The 19,188-nt window shown below is 39.2% G+C and carries 20 protein-coding genes and 2 other annotated features; all 20 genes read left to right on the top strand.

The window, feature by feature from the left end; genetic code table 11:
• The first annotated feature begins 23 nt into the window (after positions 1–23).
• The 20 genes from radA to rpoB all read left to right on the top strand — a co-directional run bounded on the left by radA (position 24) and on the right by rpoB (position 19,154).
• Positions 24–1,400 carry a DNA repair protein RadA gene (gene radA / locus ACP3VS_RS12745; RefSeq protein ID WP_012296093.1) on the top strand — a complete coding sequence of 459 codons (1,377 nt, stop codon included), beginning with the start codon at positions 24–26 and terminating at the stop codon, positions 1,398–1,400.
• A 216-nt stretch (positions 1,401–1,616) separates the two neighbouring features.
• The gene (locus ACP3VS_RS12740; protein ID WP_012296092.1) at positions 1,617–2,702 is read left to right on the top strand and encodes a PIN/TRAM domain-containing protein; all 1,086 of its coding nucleotides are present in this window, start codon (positions 1,617–1,619) and stop codon (positions 2,700–2,702) included.
• A gap of 11 nt (positions 2,703–2,713) precedes the next feature.
• Positions 2,714–3,409 (top strand): 2-C-methyl-D-erythritol 4-phosphate cytidylyltransferase, encoded by a 696-nt coding sequence (ispD, locus tag ACP3VS_RS12735; protein ID WP_426388850.1) that lies wholly within the window; start codon positions 2,714–2,716, stop codon positions 3,407–3,409.
• Between the two features lie 342 nt (positions 3,410–3,751).
• A complete protein-coding gene (gene ispF, locus ACP3VS_RS12730) occupies positions 3,752–4,228 on the top strand; it encodes a 2-C-methyl-D-erythritol 2,4-cyclodiphosphate synthase (RefSeq protein WP_008180601.1) in 477 nt (158 codons plus the stop codon).
• Positions 4,229–4,317: 89 nt separating this feature from the next.
• The gene (gene gltX, locus ACP3VS_RS12725) at positions 4,318–5,778 is read left to right on the top strand and encodes a glutamate--tRNA ligase (RefSeq protein ID WP_012296090.1); all 1,461 of its coding nucleotides are present in this window, start codon (positions 4,318–4,320) and stop codon (positions 5,776–5,778) included.
• A gap of 50 nt (positions 5,779–5,828) precedes the next feature.
• Positions 5,829–6,048: a binding site (T-box leader), on the top strand.
• A 189-nt stretch (positions 6,049–6,237) separates the two neighbouring features.
• Positions 6,238–6,888, top strand: coding sequence for a serine O-acetyltransferase EpsC (epsC, locus tag ACP3VS_RS12720; protein ID WP_036162451.1), 651 nt, complete (start codon positions 6,238–6,240; stop codon positions 6,886–6,888).
• Complete coding sequence (cysS, locus tag ACP3VS_RS12715) at positions 6,885–8,285, top strand: cysteine--tRNA ligase (RefSeq protein ID WP_012296088.1); 1,401 nt, start codon at positions 6,885–6,887, stop codon at positions 8,283–8,285. Before epsC ends, cysS begins: the two co-directional genes overlap by 4 nt.
• Positions 8,286–8,290: 5 nt before the next feature.
• Positions 8,291–8,704 carry a Mini-ribonuclease 3 gene (locus ACP3VS_RS12710; RefSeq protein ID WP_012296087.1) on the top strand — a complete coding sequence of 138 codons (414 nt, stop codon included), beginning with the start codon at positions 8,291–8,293 and terminating at the stop codon, positions 8,702–8,704.
• Between the two features lie 5 nt (positions 8,705–8,709).
• Positions 8,710–9,462 carry a 23S rRNA (guanosine(2251)-2'-O)-methyltransferase RlmB gene (rlmB, locus tag ACP3VS_RS12705; RefSeq protein ID WP_012296086.1) on the top strand — a complete coding sequence of 251 codons (753 nt, stop codon included), beginning with the start codon at positions 8,710–8,712 and terminating at the stop codon, positions 9,460–9,462.
• 2 nt (positions 9,463–9,464) lie between these two features.
• A complete protein-coding gene (locus ACP3VS_RS12700) occupies positions 9,465–9,977 on the top strand; it encodes an NYN domain-containing protein (RefSeq protein WP_012296085.1) in 513 nt (170 codons plus the stop codon).
• 68 nt (positions 9,978–10,045) lie between these two features.
• Positions 10,046–10,693 (top strand): RNA polymerase sporulation sigma factor SigH, encoded by a 648-nt coding sequence (gene sigH, locus ACP3VS_RS12695; protein ID WP_031416729.1) that lies wholly within the window; start codon positions 10,046–10,048, stop codon positions 10,691–10,693.
• Between the two features lie 76 nt (positions 10,694–10,769).
• A complete protein-coding gene (gene rpmG / locus ACP3VS_RS12690; RefSeq protein WP_075807303.1) occupies positions 10,770–10,916 on the top strand; it encodes a 50S ribosomal protein L33 in 147 nt (48 codons plus the stop codon).
• 49 nt (positions 10,917–10,965) lie between these two features.
• Positions 10,966–11,151, top strand: a complete 186-nt coding sequence (gene secE, locus ACP3VS_RS12685) for a preprotein translocase subunit SecE (RefSeq protein WP_025116455.1) — start codon at positions 10,966–10,968, stop codon at positions 11,149–11,151.
• A 335-nt stretch (positions 11,152–11,486) separates the two neighbouring features.
• Positions 11,487–12,020 carry a transcription termination/antitermination protein NusG gene (nusG, locus tag ACP3VS_RS12680; protein ID WP_031416728.1) on the top strand — a complete coding sequence of 178 codons (534 nt, stop codon included), beginning with the start codon at positions 11,487–11,489 and terminating at the stop codon, positions 12,018–12,020.
• 230 nt (positions 12,021–12,250) lie between these two features.
• Positions 12,251–12,676, top strand: a complete 426-nt coding sequence (gene rplK, locus ACP3VS_RS12675; protein ID WP_004233593.1) for a 50S ribosomal protein L11 — start codon at positions 12,251–12,253, stop codon at positions 12,674–12,676.
• A 116-nt stretch (positions 12,677–12,792) separates the two neighbouring features.
• Positions 12,793–13,491, top strand: coding sequence for a 50S ribosomal protein L1 (gene rplA, locus ACP3VS_RS12670; RefSeq protein WP_031416727.1), 699 nt, complete (start codon positions 12,793–12,795; stop codon positions 13,489–13,491).
• A 54-nt stretch (positions 13,492–13,545) separates the two neighbouring features.
• Positions 13,546–13,691 (top strand) — a sequence feature (ribosomal protein L10 leader region).
• A gap of 32 nt (positions 13,692–13,723) precedes the next feature.
• A complete protein-coding gene (rplJ, locus tag ACP3VS_RS12665; RefSeq protein WP_012296080.1) occupies positions 13,724–14,224 on the top strand; it encodes a 50S ribosomal protein L10 in 501 nt (166 codons plus the stop codon).
• Positions 14,225–14,297: 73 nt separating this feature from the next.
• Positions 14,298–14,657: a 50S ribosomal protein L7/L12 gene (gene rplL, locus ACP3VS_RS12660; protein ID WP_012296079.1), complete on the top strand. Its 360-nt coding sequence runs from the start codon at positions 14,298–14,300 to the stop codon at positions 14,655–14,657.
• A 76-nt stretch (positions 14,658–14,733) separates the two neighbouring features.
• Positions 14,734–15,336 (top strand): class I SAM-dependent methyltransferase, encoded by a 603-nt coding sequence (locus tag ACP3VS_RS12655; RefSeq protein WP_031416726.1) that lies wholly within the window; start codon positions 14,734–14,736, stop codon positions 15,334–15,336.
• A 242-nt stretch (positions 15,337–15,578) separates the two neighbouring features.
• Positions 15,579–19,154: a DNA-directed RNA polymerase subunit beta gene (gene rpoB, locus ACP3VS_RS12650; protein WP_012296077.1), complete on the top strand. Its 3,576-nt coding sequence runs from the start codon at positions 15,579–15,581 to the stop codon at positions 19,152–19,154.
• Positions 19,155–19,188: the final 34 nt, after the last annotated feature.

Below are 19,188 nucleotides of genomic sequence, written 5' to 3'. Positions count from 1 at the left end.
CAAATATTCGAGGTGAAAGAAAGTTGGCAAAGAAAAAAACGAAATTTGTATGTTCAGGCTGTGGCTATGAATCGGCAAAATGGATGGGAAGATGTCCAGGCTGTGGAGAATGGAATAAAATGGTGGAGGAAGTAGAAGTTATAGCGAAAGGACCAAGAGGGGCATTCCAGCATTCTGCTACAGTTACTCAAAAGGCAATCCCCATTATTCAGGTCGAAGCTAGTGAAGAGTCTCGAGTGGCGACAGAAATGGGCGAGCTGAATCGTGTATTAGGCGGTGGTATTGTGCCTGGCTCTCTAGTATTAATAGGTGGCGATCCTGGGATTGGGAAATCAACATTATTACTACAAGTTTCAGCTTTGCTCTCAAATAAAGGCCATCGCGTGCTGTATATTTCAGGTGAGGAGTCTATTCGTCAAACGAAGCTACGAGCAGAGCGTTTAGGGGTAATCTCTCAAGAGCTGTACATTTATTCCGAAACGAATCTTGAGTTTTTGAATCAAACGATTGAGGAAGTACAGCCGAAATTTGTCATTGTCGATTCCATACAAACGGTCTTTCATCCAGAGGTAACAAGTGCGCCAGGTAGTGTATCTCAGGTACGTGAGTGTACAGCTGAGCTTATGCGAATAGCTAAAACAAAAGGGATTGCTATATTCTTAGTTGGGCATGTTACGAAAGAGGGGCAAATCGCAGGGCCTCGAATTTTAGAACATATGGTGGATACAGTCCTATATTTTGAAGGCGAAAGACATCATAATCATCGTATTTTACGAAGTCAAAAAAACCGCTTTGGCTCTACCAATGAAATTGCTATATTTGAAATGCTACAGGGTGGTTTAAAAGAGGTGCTGAACCCATCTGAGCTATTTTTGCAGGAGCGTTCACAAGGGGCTGCGGGTTCCACGATTGTTGCCTCGATGGAGGGAACAAGGCCAATACTCGTTGAAATTCAGTCGCTAGTGACGCCTACAAGCTTTAATTACCCTAAACGGATGGCAACCGGGGTAGATCAAAATAGAGTGCAATTGCTGATGGCTGTGCTTGAAAAGCGTATGGGTCTCATGCTACAAGCACAGGATGCATATATTAAAGTTGCTGGTGGTGTGAAATTGGACGAACCTGCTATAGATTTAGCTGTTCTGACAAGCATCGTGTCTAGCTTTAAGGATCAGGCTGTAAGGGCAACCGATTGCTTTATTGGTGAAGTGGGTCTGACAGGAGAGGTACGTCGAGTATCCCGTATCGAGCAGCGTGTCATTGAAGCGGCGAAGCTTGGTTTTAAAAAAGTCTTCATTCCTGCATCAAATATAGGTGGTTGGGATTTTCCGCAAGGGATTGAAATTGTCGGTGTAGAAACAATAAAGGATGCATTAAATGCCTGTTTTAGAGAGTTATAGGAAAACCATGCATGTTAGATACTATTCTGACATGCATTTCCTTCATTTTGACGTAAAAAGTGGGAAACTCAAGTAAAGGAATAGGCGTCCTAGTTAATGCAGGGTGAAAGTGTGGTTGGAAAGAGAGAGTTAAATAATGATAATCTGATGGGCTGAAGAAGGATTTTCTATAATAAACTATGTATAATCTTAACTAACAATAGGAGGTGACAGCTTGTGAAAAAATTTGTTCAGATAGCTTTTTTACTGATTGGAGGAGCATTGGGCCTTGTTTTCTTACCGCCATTATACGAATTGCTTCATTTATCATCTAATCCTTGGCTTGATAATCCTTACGTATCAGTAGCATTAGGAGCGCTTTTACTGTTTACATTGTCATTCGCGTTTTCCGATTATTTTGTGAAGCTCATTAGCTGGATGGAAGAGGTCCTGTTTAAGGTTCCGGTCGGAGATTTGTTATTTGGTACGCTTGGCCTAATAATAGGGCTAATTGTAGCGTATTTTTTAGGCTTTGCTATTAATAGTGTGAAGTTCCCTGTTATTACAGAGGTAGTCCCTATTATCCTGTCATTCGTATTAGGATATCTAGGCTTCCGTTTAGGTTTTAGAAAAAGGGATGAATTAATCCAGCTTTTTACCTTACGTAGTAATCAGACAAAGAAAAAAGTTGCTGAGGGTAATGAAATTCAAGAGGTGCGAGGAAGTTACAAATTGTTAGATACAAGTGTCATTATTGATGGCCGCATCGCAGATATTTCTGAAACAGGATTCATTGAAGGAATCTTAATTGTGCCTCAATTTGTCCTAACAGAGCTTCAGCATATTGCTGATTCCTCAGATACATTAAAGCGCACAAGAGGTCGTCGAGGCTTAGATATTTTAAGGAAATTACAGGATGAACGTAATACGAACGTAGAGATTACAGATGAGGATTTTGAGGATGTGCAAGAGGTAGATTTAAAACTTGTACGACTGGCAAAAAAAATGGGGACTGATACACAAATTGTCACAAATGATTTTAACCTTAATAAAGTATGCGAGCTACATCATGTAAAAGTATTAAATATAAATGATTTAGCGAATGCCGTAAAGCCTGTCGTTATTCCAGGTGAAGATATGCAGGTGGTAGTCATTAAAGATGGCAAAGAGCATAATCAAGGAGTAGCCTATTTAGACGATGGTACAATGATTGTTGTGGAAGGCGGTCGTAGCTATATAGGACAGGCAATAACGGTAACAGTAACAAGTGTGCTGCAGACGTCAGCAGGTCGTATGATATTTGCAAAGCCGAAGGACGATTAGGAAGTGAAAACATGCAGTATGAAGTAGTTTTACCTGCCGCAGGAAGTGGAAAACGTATGGGGGCAGGACAAAATAAATTGTTTTTAAAACTTTTAAAGAAGCCTATCCTGATACACACGTTAGAGGTCTTTCAACAGGACCCTTTTTGCACAGGTATTTGGCTAGCAGTAAAACCAGAGGAGCGTATTTATATACAAGAATTGCTCGATGAATATCGTATTACGAAAGTCAAAGGTTTACCTGATGGTGGTGCTGAACGACAGCATTCTGTACATTCATGTATGAAGGAAATGGAACAGGTAGACATCGTGCTTGTTCATGATGCGGCAAGACCTTTTATTACACATGCTATTATCGCCAATCTTGTGCAAAGTGCCCACGACTTTGGTGCAGCCATTGCAGGTGTCCGAGCAAAGGACACAATGAAAAAAGTTCGTAATGGTGTCATTGAGGAAACAGTAGATCGCGACAGCTTATGGATGATTCAAACGCCTCAAGCCTTCCGTTTTGACTTAATTGTTGAGGCAGAGGATGTTGCTGAAAAAGTAGGTTTTCTTGGTACCGATGAAGCAATGCTAGTTGAGCGTCTTGGTCACATAGTGCATATTGTGGAAAGCAGCTACGAGAATGTAAAAATGACGACACAAGAGGATTTGCTATTTGGAGAAGCTATTTTACGAAAACGAGCATTGCAATTAAATGAATAGTGACTAGTTTAAAAATCTCATTAGTGATAGTTGCTAATGGGATTTTATATTGATGCTTAAGAATGGGACATGTTTATTTTTCAGTGGTCGTCCTAACGCCTGTTGTAATAATGATTGGTTAGCTTGGAAAAACTATAAGCCAGTACACCAAGGAGTAATGGATCTGTTGGTATAAGAAAATGCTGACTATTTGCTATCAGCTCAATTTCCTAGGAAATATGTTAAAATGTGAGGGTATAATAGTGACTAAATAGATAAAAGTGAAGGAAGGTGAATGAGACTGCATTTTAGGCAAACTAGGAGAATTATCCATATGTATGGCTAACGTAGTCTCTCTATCATATGTTTCGAATTGGACAAGGTTTTGATGTACATGCATTTGAAGAAGGGCGTCCGTTAATTATCGGTGGTATTACTATTCCACATGAAAAAGGGTTAGTTGGACACTCAGATGCAGATGTATTATTACACACAGTTACAGATGCAGCGCTAGGAGCAATTGGAGAAGGAGATATTGGACGTCATTTTCCAGACACAGATCCAGCTTTTAAAGACGCAGATTCAGCAAAATTATTAGAATACATTTGGAAAATTGTTGAGGATAAAGGATATATTCTAGGTAATGTCGATTGTACAATTATGGCTCAACGACCAAAAATGGCACCATATATTGAGCAAATGCAAAATCGTATTGCAGAATTGTTACATGCTGAGCCGTCACAGGTAAATGTCAAAGCGACAACAACTGAACGTCTAGGTTTTACTGGACGTGAAGAAGGTATAGCAGCGATGGCAACAATTCTTTTGATGAAGAAATAAATGTGAGTGAACTCTGCTTTTATTTCCAGTTACAGAGTGGTAAAATGAACAAAGTCAATTTTTGATCGAAAATTTAGGAGGCTTTTAATATGACGAAAGAAGTTCGCGTTCGTTACGCGCCATCTCCAACAGGTTTTTTACATATCGGTGGGGCGCGTACAGCATTATTCAATTATTTATATGCAAAACATCATAACGGTAAATTCATTGTACGTATTGAAGATACGGATATTGAACGTAATGTAGAGGGTGGAGAAGCATCTCAGTTAGATAACCTAAAATGGTTAGGTATTGAATATGATGAGTCCATTGATATTGGTGGACCTTATGCGCCTTATCGTCAAATGGAGCGTCTTGATATTTATAAAGAGCACGCTGAAAAACTATTAGCGCAAGGTGCAGCCTACAAATGCTTCTGTTCTTCAGAAAAACTGGAAGCATCTCGTGAGGAACAAAAAGCAAGAGGTGTAGCAGCTCCTACTTATGATGGTACATGCCGTCATCTCTCAGCTGAGGAAGTTGCAGCTAAAGAAGCAGCGGGTGAGCCATACACAATTCGTATGCGTGTACCAGAAAATGTAACATATGATTTTGAAGATTTAGTTCGTGGACAAGTTACATTTGAATCTAAAGACATTGGCGACTGGGTAATTGTAAAAGCAAACGGTATTCCAACGTATAACTATGCTGTAGTTCTAGATGATCACTTCATGGAGATTTCTCACGTTTTCCGTGGTGAAGAGCATTTATCTAATACGCCAAAACAAATGATGATTTTTGATGCATTTGGTTGGGAGTATCCGCGCTTCGGTCATATGACGTTAATTATTAATGAGAACCGTAAAAAGCTATCAAAACGTGATGAGTCCATTATTCAATTTGTCACTCAATATAAGGATTTAGGGTATCTTCCTGAAGCAATGTTCAACTTCTTTGCTTTACTTGGCTGGTCTCCAGAAGGGGAAGAGGAAATTTTCTCTAAAGAAGAATTTATCAAGATCTTTGATGAAAAACGTCTTTCTAAATCACCATCTATGTTCGATAAACAAAAGTTGACATGGATGAATAATCAATATATTAAAAAACTATCTTTAGAAGAAGTAGTAGCTTTATCATTACCACATTTACAAAAAGCTGGACTTTTACCAGATGAACTTTCAGCAGTGCAACATGCATGGGCAACAGATTTAATTGGGCTTTACCATGACCAAATGAGCTTTGGTGCAGAGATTGTTGAATTATCTAGCCTATTCTTTAAAGACCATATTGAATATGATGAAGAAGCCAAAGCTGTTTTAGCAGGAGAGCAAGTACCAGAGGTAATGGCTGCATTCAAAGCACAGCTCGAAGAATTAGAAGAATTTACGCCAGATGCGGTAAAAGCAGCTATTAAAGCTGTGCAAAAGGCAACAGGTCATAAAGGTAAAAATTTATTTATGCCAATCCGTGTTGTCACAACGGGTGAAACACATGGACCGGAGCTTCCCAATGCTATCTGCTTAATTGGCAAAGAGAAAGCAATTGATCGTGTAGAAAAATTTGCGCAATAAATAGAAATCCATTGACAATTGATTCTTGCGTTGTAAAATGTATTTACATTGAAAAAGCGTTGATAAGGAGAAGTAAGTGGCGCACGCTCTAAAGAGAGGACCATCACCGGCTGAAAGTGGTCTGAGTCTAGGCAAAACTGAAATGCACCTTTGAGCATAAAGCTGAACTATAGTAGGCTTTATCGATTCGTTCTCGTTAAAGAACGACCAGAGTGGGAGGCTTTTTGCCTTCAATCAGAGTGGAACCACGCAAATTTAAGCGTCTCTGTCATTCCTTTTTGGGATGATAGGGGCGTTTTTTATTTTATCTTCATTCTTTGATGAAGAGGGAGGCATTCAAACAAACATACCACATCATCTTAGGCAGAGAATTCTAAAGAAAGTTGACGACAGTGTCGGTTCTGTGTAAAGGGTTTCTAGGAATTTGAGCAAGAACAACATAAAAAGGGGGAGTTTTTTGTGTTTAAAAGGATGAAAGAAGATGTGGAAACAATTTTTGAGAATGATCCAGCTGCGCGAAGTGTATTGGAAGTGGTATTAACATATTCCGGTTTGCATGCCACATGGGCTCATCGAGTGGCTCATTGGTTCTTTAAAAAACGCTTTTATTTTATGGCTCGTGCCATTTCACAAATAAGCCGCTTTTTTACTGGTATTGAAATTCATCCTGGTGCGAAAATCGGCCGCCGCTTTTTTATAGACCATGGTATGGGTGTTGTGATTGGTGAAACATGTGAAATCGGTGATAATGTGACTTTGTACCAGGGGGTAACTCTAGGTGGTACAGGGAAAGAAAAAGGAAAACGACACCCTACATTAGAGGATAATGTCCTTGTAGCAACAGGCGCTAAAGTTTTAGGTTCTATTACAATTGGCGAGAATAGTAAAATTGGTGCGGGGTCAGTTGTTTTAAAAGAGGTGCCTCCAAATGCCACTGTGGTCGGTATACCTGGTAAAATAGTAATTAAAGATGGAGTTCGTCTAGAGAAAAAACTAGATCATCAAAATATTCCTGATCCTGTAGAAGAACGTTGTCAAGCTTTTGAGAAGCAAATTGTTATATTAAGACAGGAAATTGAACGCTTACAAAAGGAGAGAGAGACACAATGAGTATTCAAATTTTCAACTCATTATCAAGACAAAAAGAAACCTTTGTTCCGCTAGAAGAAGGCAAAGTAAAAATGTATGTCTGCGGGCCTACCGTTTATAACTATATCCATATCGGGAATTCACGTCCTGTTATAGTTTACGACACAGTCCGTCGCTATTTCCAATATAAAGGCTATGATGTAAAGTTTGTTTCCAATTTTACGGATGTAGACGATAAAATTATTAAGGCTGCCAATGAGCTTGGTGAAGAAGTTCATGAGTTAACAGAGCGCTTTATAGCTGCGTACTTTGAAGATGTTACTGCATTAGGGTGCAAAAAAGCCGATGTTCATCCACGTGTAACAGAGCATATGGCTGATATTATTCAATTTATCCAAGTTTTAATTGAAAAAGGCTATGCTTATGAGTCAGCAGGTGATGTGTATTACCGCACGCGCAAGTTTAATGGCTATGGTAAATTATCACATCAATCCGTAGATGATTTAAAAATTGGTGCACGTATAGAAGCTGGTGAGAAAAAAGATGATGCATTAGATTTTGCTTTATGGAAAGCAGCGAAGCCAGGTGAAATTTTCTGGGAAAGTCCTTGGGGCAATGGTCGTCCTGGTTGGCATATTGAATGTTCAGTAATGGCTCGTGAGCATTTAGGAGATACTATTGATATTCACGCTGGTGGGCAGGATTTAACTTTCCCACACCACGAAAATGAAATTGCACAGTCAGAAGCTCACAATGATAAAACATTTGCACGTTATTGGATGCATAATGGTTATATTAATATTGATAATGAAAAGATGTCTAAATCTCTTGGGAATTTTATTTTGGTGAATGATATTCGTAAACAAATTGATCCACAGGTGCTTCGCTTCTTTATGCTATCTGTTCATTATCGTCATCCAATTAATTTTGCGAAGGATTTAGTAGAGGCAGCTTCAGCTGGCTTAGAGCGCATTCGTACAGCCTACAACAATGTGAAGCATCGTCTTACGACTACTGTAAGCTTAGGCGATCACTCAGATGAGTGGCTGAATAAAATTACTGAGCAAAAGGCACAGTTTGAAGAGGCCATGGATGATGATTTTAATACAGCTAACGGGATTTCGGTATTATTTGAGTTAGCTCGTATTGCTAATATTTATTTAAATGAAACGAATACTTGCAAAAAAGTGTTAGAAACATTTATTGAAACTTTTGAAGTACTAGGTGACGTCTTAGGTATCGAATTTGCAAAAGAAGAAGAATTATTAGACGAAGAAATTGAAGCACTACTACAAGAGCGTGTAGAGGCACGTAAGAATCGTGATTTTGCTCGTTCTGATGAGATTCGTGACCATTTGCAAGCCCAAGGTATCATTTTAGAAGATACGCGACAAGGAACTAGATGGAAACGAGGGTAATTAAGTTGGATAAACTTCGCAATGAAGATGTTAAGCAATTAAATGCGTTGGCGTTAGCCTATATGGGTGACGCCGTATTGGAGCAAAAGATACGAGAACACTTGCTTCGTTCAGGTCGAGTTAAACCGAATACACTTCATCGAGAGGCAACGCGTTACGTTTCGGCAAAGGCACAATCTATGATTGTTCATCGTATGATGGATGAGAATTATTTAACAGAGGAGGAGTTGGCAGTGTTCCGTCGTGGACGTAATGCCAAGTCCGGCTCTGTACCAAAGAATACAGATGTCCAAACTTATCGAAATAGCTCTGGCTTTGAGGCGGTACTTGGTAGTTTATATTTATTAAATGAACTTGAACGCGTGTATGAAATCATTGCATATGCTATTCAAATAATCGAGGAATCGAAAGGAGTGTAGAAAGAATGACAGAACAAAATGGAGAAATTATTGCCGGTAAAAACCCAGTGTTAGAAGCACTTCGTTCAGGACGCGATATGAATAAAGTATGGATTGCAGAGGGGGTAAAAAAATCGGGTGTCAATGAACTGCTAGATCTAGCTCGAGAACGTGGAGTGATCGTTCAGTTTGTTCCGAAAAAGAAGGTCGACCAATTATCAAGTGCAAATCATCAAGGTATTGTTGCTTCTGTTGCAGCATATAAGTATGCTGAACTGGAGGATTTATTTGCTGCAGCCGCAAAAAAACAAGAAGATCCCTTTTTCTTAATCTTAGACGAGCTTGAAGATCCACATAACCTAGGTTCTATTATGAGAACAGCTGATGCAATAGGAGCGCATGGTATTATTATTCCAAAGCGCCGTTCAGTAAGTTTAACAGCTGTCGTGGCGAAGTCTTCAACAGGCGCTATTGAACATGTCCCTGTAGTACGTGTAAACAATCTGGCTCAAACAGTGGATGAACTAAAAGAACGAGGTATATGGATTGCTGGTACAGACGCGAAGGGCTCTGTAGACTATCGGAAAATGGATGCAACATTACCATTGGCTATCATTATCGGTAGTGAGGGTAAGGGAATGGGTCGCTTATTAAAAGAGAAATGTGACTTCTTGTATCATTTACCGATGGTAGGGCATGTGACATCACTGAATGCTTCAGTGGCAGCAGCATTATTAATGTACGAAGTGTATCGTAAGCGTCAAGAAGCGAATGAGTAACAATGAAAAACATTTTGCTAGTTGATGGCTATAATATGATTGGGTCCTGGAAAGAGCTTCGACCATTGCGGGATACAAATTTTGAGGATGCTCGCAAAAGGTTGATAGAACTTATGGCTGAATATAAAGCAGCTATGGGGTGGCGCGTAATTATTGTTTTTGACGCACATCTAGTACCAGGCGTAGAGCAATCTTATTTAGAAAGTGATGTTGAAGTCATTTATACTCGGAAAAATGAAACAGCAGATGAACGTATTGAAAAAATGACGCATGAACTTAAGGCTAGAAATGTACAAATACACGTAGCAACTTCCGATATGGCAGAGCAAAGTGTGATCTTTGGTAATGGAGCTTTGAGAAAATCAGCGAGAGAACTAGAAATAGATACAAGCATTATCCAGCATAAAATATCTCATGCTGTAAAAAGGAAACATGAAAGTAGACCACCTTCACGTATAGAATTAAAGCCGGATGTGGCGATAGCATTCGAAAAATGGAGACGTGGATTGAAATGATTGATTGACGCATATTTTCCATTTCCGTTATACTGTTCCTAATTATCTGTTGTGGCTGAGGTGATACCATGTTTAAAAATAGCATTGTACAAGTGACACAAGATTTTGAACGATTCAATGATGAAGAGCTTATTGAAATGGTGCATCAAGGTAATACAGATGCGTTGGATTATTTAATTACGAAATACCGTTTGTTAGTTAGGGCGAAGGCAAGATCCTATTTCTTAATTGGTGCTGATAAGGAAGATATTGTGCAAGAGGGCATGATTGGTTTGTATAAAGCGATTCGTGATTTTAAAGGGGATAAGCTTGCTTCTTTCCGGGCATTTGCTGAGCTATGTATTACAAGGCAAATTATTACCGCTATTAAAACGGCTACTAGGCAAAAGCATATACCTCTCAACTCCTATGTTTCTTTGGACAAGCCCATTTTTGATGAAGAATCAGACCGAACGCTAATGGATGTTTTAACAGGCGCTATCATGGATGATCCAGAAGAATTAATAATTCATAGAGAAGAATTTGGATATTTAGAAGAAAAGATGAGTGAGATTTTAAGTGAACTAGAGTTACAGGTTTTAGCTCTATATCTAGATGGCCGATCATATCATGAAATTTCTGCAAAATTAAATCGTCATGTGAAATCCATTGATAATGCTTTGCAGCGGGTGAAGCGCAAATTAGAGCGACATTTAGTCCTTGAGGAAATGTCTTAGAGGTCATAGGCTTTATTGACATTGACAAATATAGGTGTTAGTCTTAAAAAGATAAAGTGCCGAAAAAGGTGAGTGTATGGCAAAAAAAGTCGTGCTAAATTGCGAGAAATGTGGATCGAGAAATTACACGTTCCCGGCTAAAGAAGGCTCCACTGTACGCCTCGAATTAAAGAAATTTTGCTCGCATTGCAATGAACATACAGTGCATAAACAAACGTTATAAAATGATATGTAAATAGACAGATTTTGATTGATTCGGAGGTTAAGCTAGAATGGGCAAGATCAAAGGCTTTTTCAGTGATGTAATGTCAGAAATGCGCAAAACAAGCTGGCCGAAAAGTAAAGAGCTGACTAAATATACAGTCGTTGTAATTTCAACTGTTGTCGTTATGGCTTTATTTTTTGTGTTAGTTGACTTAGGTATTTCATCATTATTCCGCTGGTACTTAGATTTATAATTTAGTAAATAGCATGTTAATACTTATGAAATAGCCCGTCCATTGCAATAACGGGTTTTTTCGTTTGTTTTATCTTCATTCAGCAGGTAATTCTATCTTTATGTGCAAGTGATATGGATGAAGTGAATGGCAGTAAGTTAATCTCATTATGATAAGTATGATAGTAGCGATAGATGACTATGCTAGTTTCGATACATATCTTCAGGCTTTCTTTATAGGAAAAGGCTATGTTTATATGAGATGTTTGTGAAAAGGGTAAGGATTGCATCTAGCATATCGCGATTCATTTTCACTTTTATTTGTAAGGGAGGGACGGACGAGGAGTCCTAGTAGTTATGGAGAAAAATTGGTATGTTGTTCATACGTATTCAGGGTATGAGAACCGAGTAAAAGCAAACCTAGAAAAACGTGTAGAAACAATGGGAATGCAAGATAAAATCTTCCGAGTGATTGTTCCTGAGCATGAGGAAACAGAAATGAAGGATGGGAAAAAGCGTACGATGATGCGTAAAGTTTTCCCAGGTTATGTATTAGTAGAGCTTATTATGACAGATGATTCTTGGTATGTAGTGCGTAATACGCCGGGTGTAACAGGCTTTATCGGGTCCTCTGGTGGAGGAGCAAAACCAACACCTTTACTACCTGAAGAAGCGGATCGTCTATTACAACAAATGGGTATGACTGATAAGATTGTTGAAGTGGACATCTCTATTGGTGAGGCAGTTGAAGTATTAGAAGGGCCGTTCGCTCATTTCCAAGGACGTGTTGAAGAAATTGACACAGAAAAAGGAAAAATAAAAGTGTCAGTTGATATGTTTGGTCGCGAAACAATTATGGAGCTAGACTTCGAACAAATTCAAAAATTATAGTACAATTTCTAGAACTGTGACATGCCAATTGGTAGACGTTTCGCAGATTTTGTTAATTACTACTTGCTTAAAAAAATTAAAAGTGGTATCATTTCATAGGTCAGACTGTCATACTTTTGTTTGACGTCTGTAATGATAATTTTAATGTTATCGGCACTTAGCTGACAGACAGATATTGAGTGGGAGGGGCAACCCAATTACCACATCACGGACTTAAGGAGGTGTGTCTCGTGGCTAAAAAAGTTATTAAAGTTGTAAAACTTCAAATCCCTGCTGGTAAAGCTAATCCAGCTCCACCGGTTGGTCCTGCATTAGGTCAAGCAGGTGTGAACATCATGGGATTCTGTAAAGAATTCAACGCGCGTACTGCTGATCAAGCTGGTCTTATTATTCCAGTTGAAATTTCAGTATTCGAGGATCGTTCTTTCACTTTCATTACAAAAACTCCACCTGCAGCAGTTCTACTTAAAGTAGCAGCTGGTATCCAATCTGGATCTGGTGAACCAAATCGTAAAAAAGTGGCAACGGTTAAACGTGATAAAGTTCGCGAAATCGCTGAAACTAAAATGCCAGACCTTAACGCTGCTTCAGTAGAAGCTGCTATGTTAATGGTAGAAGGTACTGCACGAAGCATGGGTATTGTTATCGAAGACTAATCCCAGTTACTTGATGTTTTGTTTTTTGGAAGGTTGCGAAGTTTCTTTGTGAACACGCAACCTTTATTCGTGGGAGGTAAAATCCGTTATAACCACAATCAAGGAGGAAATATATAATGGCTAAAAAAGGTAAAAAACTGCAAGATGCAGCTAAATTAATTGATCGTAACTCACTATACAGTGCACAAGAAGCAATCGAACTTGCTCAAAAAACTAGCACAGTAAACTTCGACGCTACTGTAGAAGTTGCTTTCCGCTTAGGTATTGATACTCGTAAAAACGACCAACAAATCCGTGGTGCAGTAGTACTACCAAACGGTACTGGTAAAACTCAACGCGTATTAGTATTCGCGAAAGGTGAAAAACTTAAAGAAGCAGAAGCAGCTGGTGCTGATTATGTAGGTGATGCAGAGTACATCCAAAAAATCCAACAAGGTTGGTTTGATTTCGATGTAATCGTAGCAACTCCTGACATGATGGGTGAAGTTGGTAAACTTGGTCGTGTATTAGGACCTAAAGGCTTAATGCCAAACCCTAAAACTGGTACAGTTACTTTCGATGTAACAAAAGCTATCGAAGAAATCAAAGCTGGTAAAGTAGAATACCGTGCTGATAAAGCTGGTATCATCCACGCTCCTATCGGTAAAGTTTCTTTCTCTGCAGAAAAATTAGTAGAAAACTTCTTAGCTGTATTTGATGTAGTTCAAAAAGCGAAACCTGCTGCAGCTAAAGGTACTTACATGAAATCTGTAAATATTACAACTACAATGGGTCCAGCTGTTAAAATTGACGCTGCTAACGTAGTAGTAAAATAATTTAAATATATATATTGACAACAGCAATGATTACATGATATAATCATTGCTGTTGTGAATTATCCATTTGTACCGTAGACAGTAGGAGTGACATGTCACTTAATGTTCCTACCGAGGACATCGGAATTCAGATTCTTATTTAAAGATGATGACTTTCAGCCTCTGTGTCTATTTGACGTAGGGGCTTTTCTTTTGTCGGTATAAATGACCCATTCTAATAGGAGGTGTCATCATGAGCAAAGCAATCGAAAACAAACAAGTACAAGTTCAAGAGATTACTGAGAAATTCCAAAACGCTTCTTCTGTAGTAGTAGTGGATTACCGTGGTCTTAATGTTGCACAAGTAACAGAGCTTCGTAAACAACTTCGTGAAGCTGGCGTTGAGTTCAAAGTATACAAAAACACTTTAACTCGTCGTGCTGCTGAAGCTGCTGGTCTTGAAGGAATCAACGACGTATTAGTTGGTCCTAACGCAATTGCGTTCTCAAATGAAGATGTTGTAGCGCCTGCTAAAATCATCAACGAGTTCGCTAAGAAAAACGAAGCTTTAGAAATTAAAGCAGGTATTATCGAAGGTACAATCTCTTCTGTTGAAGATGTTAAAGCACTTGCAGAACTTCCATCACGCGAAGGTCTACTTTCTATGCTTTTATCTGTACTTCAAGCTCCAGTGCGTAACTTCGCACTTGCAACAAAAGCTGTTGCAGATCAAAAAGAAGAACAAGGCGCGTAATTTAATACGTCCAAAAACTTCCGCGGCTTGACCGCAAAAAAATAAAACATTATCCAATTAGGAGGAAATTATAATGAACAAAGAGCAAATCTTAGAAGCTATCAAAGCTATGACAGTTCTTGAATTAAACGATTTAGTAAAAGCTATCGAAGAAGAATTCGGTGTAACAGCTGCTGCTCCTGTAGCAGTAGTTGCTGGTGGTGCTGCTGCAGCTGAAGAGAAAACAGAATTCGACGTAGTATTAGCATCTGCTGGTGCAGAAAAAATTAAAGTAATCAAAGTGGTTCGCGAAATCACTGGTTTAGGTCTTAAAGAAGCTAAAGAAGTAGTAGATAACGCTCCTAAAGCTCTTAAAGAAGGCGTTTCTAAAGATGAAGCTGAAGAAATCAAAACTAAACTTGAAGAAGTTGGCGCATCTGTAGAAGTTAAGTAATCTCGCGTTACTTTTAAACAAAAGGAAAGCTCGTCATATTGGCGAGCTTTTTTCTTCATTCTGAGGAGGCGTGAAAATGTCAGATCACTATTATACAAGTAATCCTCAAACTGAGAGTAAACCTCGTCATTGGACATTTCAATTACTAGGGCATTCGTTTTCATTTGAAACGGATGCAGGTGTATTTAGTAAAAGCGAAGTAGATTTTGGATCCCGTGTTTTAATAGACGCTTTTCAAATGCCTAATATTGATGGTGCAATTTTTGATATAGGGTGTGGATATGGGCCGATAGGATTATCCATCGCCAAAGCGAATCCAGACCGTACCGTTTGTATGATGGATATAAATGAACGTGCAGTTGCGCTTTCGCAAAAAAATGCGCAAGTGAACGGTGTTCAAAATGTACGAATATTTGTGAGTGACGGCCTATCGATGGTTGATAAAGATATAGAAGCAGCAGCTATCTTAACGAATCCGCCAATTCGTGCAGGGAAGGAAACGATTTTCCGCTTTTACGATGGAGCTTATGATAGACTAGTGTCATCTGGAGAGCTTTGGGTAGTAATTCAGAAGAAACAAGGAGCGCCATCGACAGTAAGTTACCTAGAGGGTAAATTTTCCGAAGTCGATGTTGTCGAGAAGAAAAAAGGATACTGGATAATACGAGCAAAAAAATAAATGAAATATGTATAATTTATTGACTTGACAAATCGGCTATGATAATATGATACAATGCAAAAATATTATTTTGAGGTCGTATGCCCTTTTTGTATAGAATTGTTTTAATATGGGTATACTTGCCAAGATAAGTTTAGTTAACCGAAAATGAGATCTTTTTGAAGACTCGTTTTCTTTTTGTCTTTCGAAATCATACACTATTTGTATGATTTTGCAAAGACCTAATATCGCTTTATTGAGGGGTGAATGAGTTGACAGGTCAACTAGTTCAGTACGGACAACACCGCCAGCGTAGAAGCTTTGCGCGTATTAAAGAGGTGCTTGAGCTTCCAAATCTGATTGAGATTCAAACGGCGTCTTACGAGTGGTTCCTTGAAGAAGGTTTACGTGAAATGTTCCGTGACATTTCGCCGATCGAGGACTTTACAGGCAATCTTTCATTAGAATTCATCGATTATTCATTAGGTGATCCTAAATATGATGTTGATGAGTGTAAAGAGCGAGATGTTACTTACGCAGCTCCATTACGTGTGAAAGTACGTCTTTACAACAAAGAAACAGACGAAGTGAAAGAACAGGATGTCTTCATGGGTGATTTCCCATTAATGACAGAAACGGGTACATTCATTATCAATGGTGCTGAACGTGTTATCGTTTCACAATTAGTTCGTTCACCAAGTGTGTATTTCCATGATAAAACGGATAAGAATGGTAAAAAAGGTTTTGGAGCTACAGTGATTCCAAACCGTGGTGCTTGGTTAGAGTATGAAACGGATGCAAAAGATGTGGTATATGTACGTATCGATCGTACTCGTAAACTACCAGTAACCGTATTACTTCGTGCATTAGGTTTTGGCTCAGACCAAGAAATTATCGATATTATCGGTGATAACGAGTATTTACGTAATACGTTAGAAAAAGATAACTCTGAAAGCACTGAAAAAGCACTTTTAGAAATCTACGAGCGTTTACGTCCAGGTGAACCACCAACAGTTGAAAGTGCGAAAAGTTTATTATACTCTCGTTTCTTCGACGCAAAACGCTATGATTTAGCGAATGTTGGACGCTACAAAATGAATAAAAAGCTTCATATTAAAAATCGTTTATTCAACCAAACGATTGCTGAAACGCTTGTAGACCCAGAAACAGGCGAAATTTTAGTAGAGAAAGGTACAGTGCTTGATCGCCGTACTTTAGATAAAATCCTACCTTACCTAGAAGATTCTTCGAAGGGTATTGGTTTCCGTACTTTATCACAAGTTGGTGGAGTACTTGAGGACGATGTAACAATCCAATCTATTAAAATTTATGCACCGAAAGATGAAGCACAAAAAGAAATTAATATCATTAGTAATGCCTATATTGATGAAGAAGTAAAAAATATCACTCCTGCTGACGTATTGTCTTCAGTAAGCTATTTCTTCAACTTGCTTTATCAAGTAGGTGCAACAGATGATATTGACCATTTAGGTAACCGTCGTCTACGTTCTGTAGGTGAGTTACTACAAAACCAGTTCCGTATTGGATTATCTCGTATGGAACGTGTAGTACGTGAACGTATGTCTATTAACGACACAGCGGCTATCGTACCACAACAATTAATTAATATTCGTCCAGTCATTGCGTCAATTAAAGAGTTCTTCGGAAGCTCTCAATTATCACAATTCATGGACCAAACAAACCCGTTAGCAGAGTTAACGCATAAACGCCGATTATCTGCATTAGGGCCTGGTGGTTTAACACGTGAGCGTGCTGGTTTCGAAGTACGTGACGTTCACTACTCTCACTATGGTCGTATGTGTCCAATCGAGACACCAGAGGGGCCAAACATTGGTTTAATCAACTCATTATCTTCTTTCGCTAAAGTAAATAAATTTGGTTTCATCGAAACGCCTTACCGTCGTATTGACCATGAAACAGGTCAAGTAACGGATCAAATTGATTATCTAACAGCTGATGAAGAAGATAACTACTACGTAGCACAAGCAAACTCACCATTAAATCCAGATGGTAGCTTTGCAAATGACGAAGTAGTAGGTCGTTTCCGCGGAGATAACACAGTATTTAATAAAGCTCAAATGGACTACATGGACGTATCTCCTAAACAAGTAGTTTCTGCAGCGACTGCGTGTATCCCATTCTTAGAAAACGATGACTCTAACCGTGCACTTATGGGTGCAAACATGCAACGTCAAGCAGTTCCACTTCTTAACCCAGAGGCACCATTCGTTGGTACGGGTATGGAACACGTGGATGCACGTGATTCAGGTGCAGCTGTAGTAGCGAAGTATGATGGTATTGTTGAGCATGTTGAAGCTCGCTCTATCCATGTTCGCCGCATTGAAGTTGTTGACGGCAAAGAGGTTAAAGGCGATTTAACAAAATATAAATTACAAAAATTCATTCGTTCAAACCAAGGTACTTCATATAACCAACGTCCGCTTGTAAAAGTAGGTGAACGTGTGAAGCCTCGCGATATTTTAGCAGATGGTCCATCAATGGAAAAAGGCGAATTAGCTCTTGGACGTAACGTACTTGTTGCATTCATGACTTGGAACGGCTTTAACTATGAGGATGCTGTTATTATGAGTGAGCGCCTTGTAAAAGACGATGTTTATACATCTGTTCATATTGAAGAATATGAATCAGAGTCTCGTGATACAAAACTTGGACCTGAAGAAATCACTCGTGATATTCCGAATGTCGGGGAAGATGCACTTCGTAACCTAGACGAACGTGGTATTATCCGTATTGGTGCGGAAGTACGTGACGGTGATATTCTTGTAGGGAAAGTAACGCCTAAAGGAGTTACAGAATTAACTGCTGAAGAGCGTTTATTACATGCTATTTTCGGTGAAAAAGCTCGTGAGGTTCGTGATACATCATTACGTGTCCCTCATGGTGCTGGCGGTATCATTCTGGATGTTAAAGTATTTAACCGTGAAGATGGCGATGAATTACCACCAGGTGTTAACCAATTAGTTCGTGCTTACATTGTTCAAAAACGTAAAATTCGCGTTGGGGACAAAATGGCCGGACGTCATGGTAACAAAGGGGTTATCTCTCGTATCTTGCCAGAAGAAGATATGCCGTTCATGCCAGATGGCACGCCTGTTGATATCATGTTAAATCCACTTGGTGTACCTTCTCGTATGAATATCGGACAAGTTTTAGAATTACACTTAGGTATGGCTTCTCGCTACCTAGGCGTCCACATGGCAACACCAGTATTTGATGGTGCGAATGAAGAAGACGTTTGGGAAACAATGGAAGAAGCGGGGATGAACCGTGACGGTAAAACTATCCTGTATGATGGCCGTTCTGGTGAACCATTTGATAACCGTGTATCTGTTGGTATCATGTATATGATCAAACTTGCTCACATGGTTGACGATAAACTTCACGCGCGTTCAACGGGTCCTTACTCACTTGTTACGCAGCAACCACTTGGTGGTAAAGCGCAATTTGGTGGACAACGTTTTGGTGAGATGGAAGTATGGGCACTTGAAGCATATGGTGCCGCTTATACACTTCAAGAAATCTTAACAGTTAAATCCGATGACGTTGTTGGTCGTGTGAAAACGTATGAAGCCATCGTTAAGGGTGAAAGTGTACCAGAGCCAGGGGTTCCTGAATCATTCAAAGTATTGATTAAAGAACTTCAATCTCTTGGTATGGACGTTAAGATGTTAACAGTTAATGATGAAGAAGTAGAGCTTCGTGATTTAGACGAAGAAGAAGATCTTCAACCAGCTGATGCACTTAACATCGCACCACAGCCAGATACTGAAGAAGAGCCAGTAGAGTCTTTTGAATAATGGAAACCAAAATTCACAATGGTGAAGAAGGTCA

It is taken from the genome of Lysinibacillus sp. VIII_CA, from assembly GCF_049943995.1.
Taxonomy (GTDB): domain Bacteria; phylum Bacillota; class Bacilli; order Bacillales_A; family Planococcaceae; genus Lysinibacillus; species Lysinibacillus pinottii.
Note: the sequence above shows the minus strand (reverse complement) of the source record. Positions and strands in the feature narration are given on the sequence as shown.

What these genes read in the sequence shown, in the direction of transcription:
- ispD (WP_426388850.1), top strand. Translation starts at nt 2,714, where the DNA reads ATGCAGTATGAAGTAGTTTTACCTGCCGCAGGAAGTGGAAAACGTATG.
- ispF (WP_008180601.1), top strand. Translation starts at nt 3,752, where the DNA reads ATGTTTCGAATTGGACAAGGTTTTGATGTACATGCATTTGAAGAAGGG.
- gltX (WP_012296090.1), top strand. Translation starts at nt 4,318, where the DNA reads ATGACGAAAGAAGTTCGCGTTCGTTACGCGCCATCTCCAACAGGTTTT.
- cysS (WP_012296088.1), top strand. Translation starts at nt 6,885, where the DNA reads ATGAGTATTCAAATTTTCAACTCATTATCAAGACAAAAAGAAACCTTT.
- rlmB (WP_012296086.1), top strand. Translation starts at nt 8,710, where the DNA reads ATGACAGAACAAAATGGAGAAATTATTGCCGGTAAAAACCCAGTGTTA.
- ACP3VS_RS12700 (WP_012296085.1), top strand. Translation starts at nt 9,465, where the DNA reads ATGAAAAACATTTTGCTAGTTGATGGCTATAATATGATTGGGTCCTGG.
- sigH (WP_031416729.1), top strand. Translation starts at nt 10,046, where the DNA reads ATGTTTAAAAATAGCATTGTACAAGTGACACAAGATTTTGAACGATTC.
- rpmG (WP_075807303.1), top strand. Translation starts at nt 10,770, where the DNA reads ATGGCAAAAAAAGTCGTGCTAAATTGCGAGAAATGTGGATCGAGAAAT.
- secE (WP_025116455.1), top strand. Translation starts at nt 10,966, where the DNA reads ATGGGCAAGATCAAAGGCTTTTTCAGTGATGTAATGTCAGAAATGCGC.
- nusG (WP_031416728.1), top strand. Translation starts at nt 11,487, where the DNA reads ATGGAGAAAAATTGGTATGTTGTTCATACGTATTCAGGGTATGAGAAC.
- rplA (WP_031416727.1), top strand. Translation starts at nt 12,793, where the DNA reads ATGGCTAAAAAAGGTAAAAAACTGCAAGATGCAGCTAAATTAATTGAT.
- rplJ (WP_012296080.1), top strand. Translation starts at nt 13,724, where the DNA reads ATGAGCAAAGCAATCGAAAACAAACAAGTACAAGTTCAAGAGATTACT.
- rplL (WP_012296079.1), top strand. Translation starts at nt 14,298, where the DNA reads ATGAACAAAGAGCAAATCTTAGAAGCTATCAAAGCTATGACAGTTCTT.
- ACP3VS_RS12655 (WP_031416726.1), top strand. Translation starts at nt 14,734, where the DNA reads ATGTCAGATCACTATTATACAAGTAATCCTCAAACTGAGAGTAAACCT.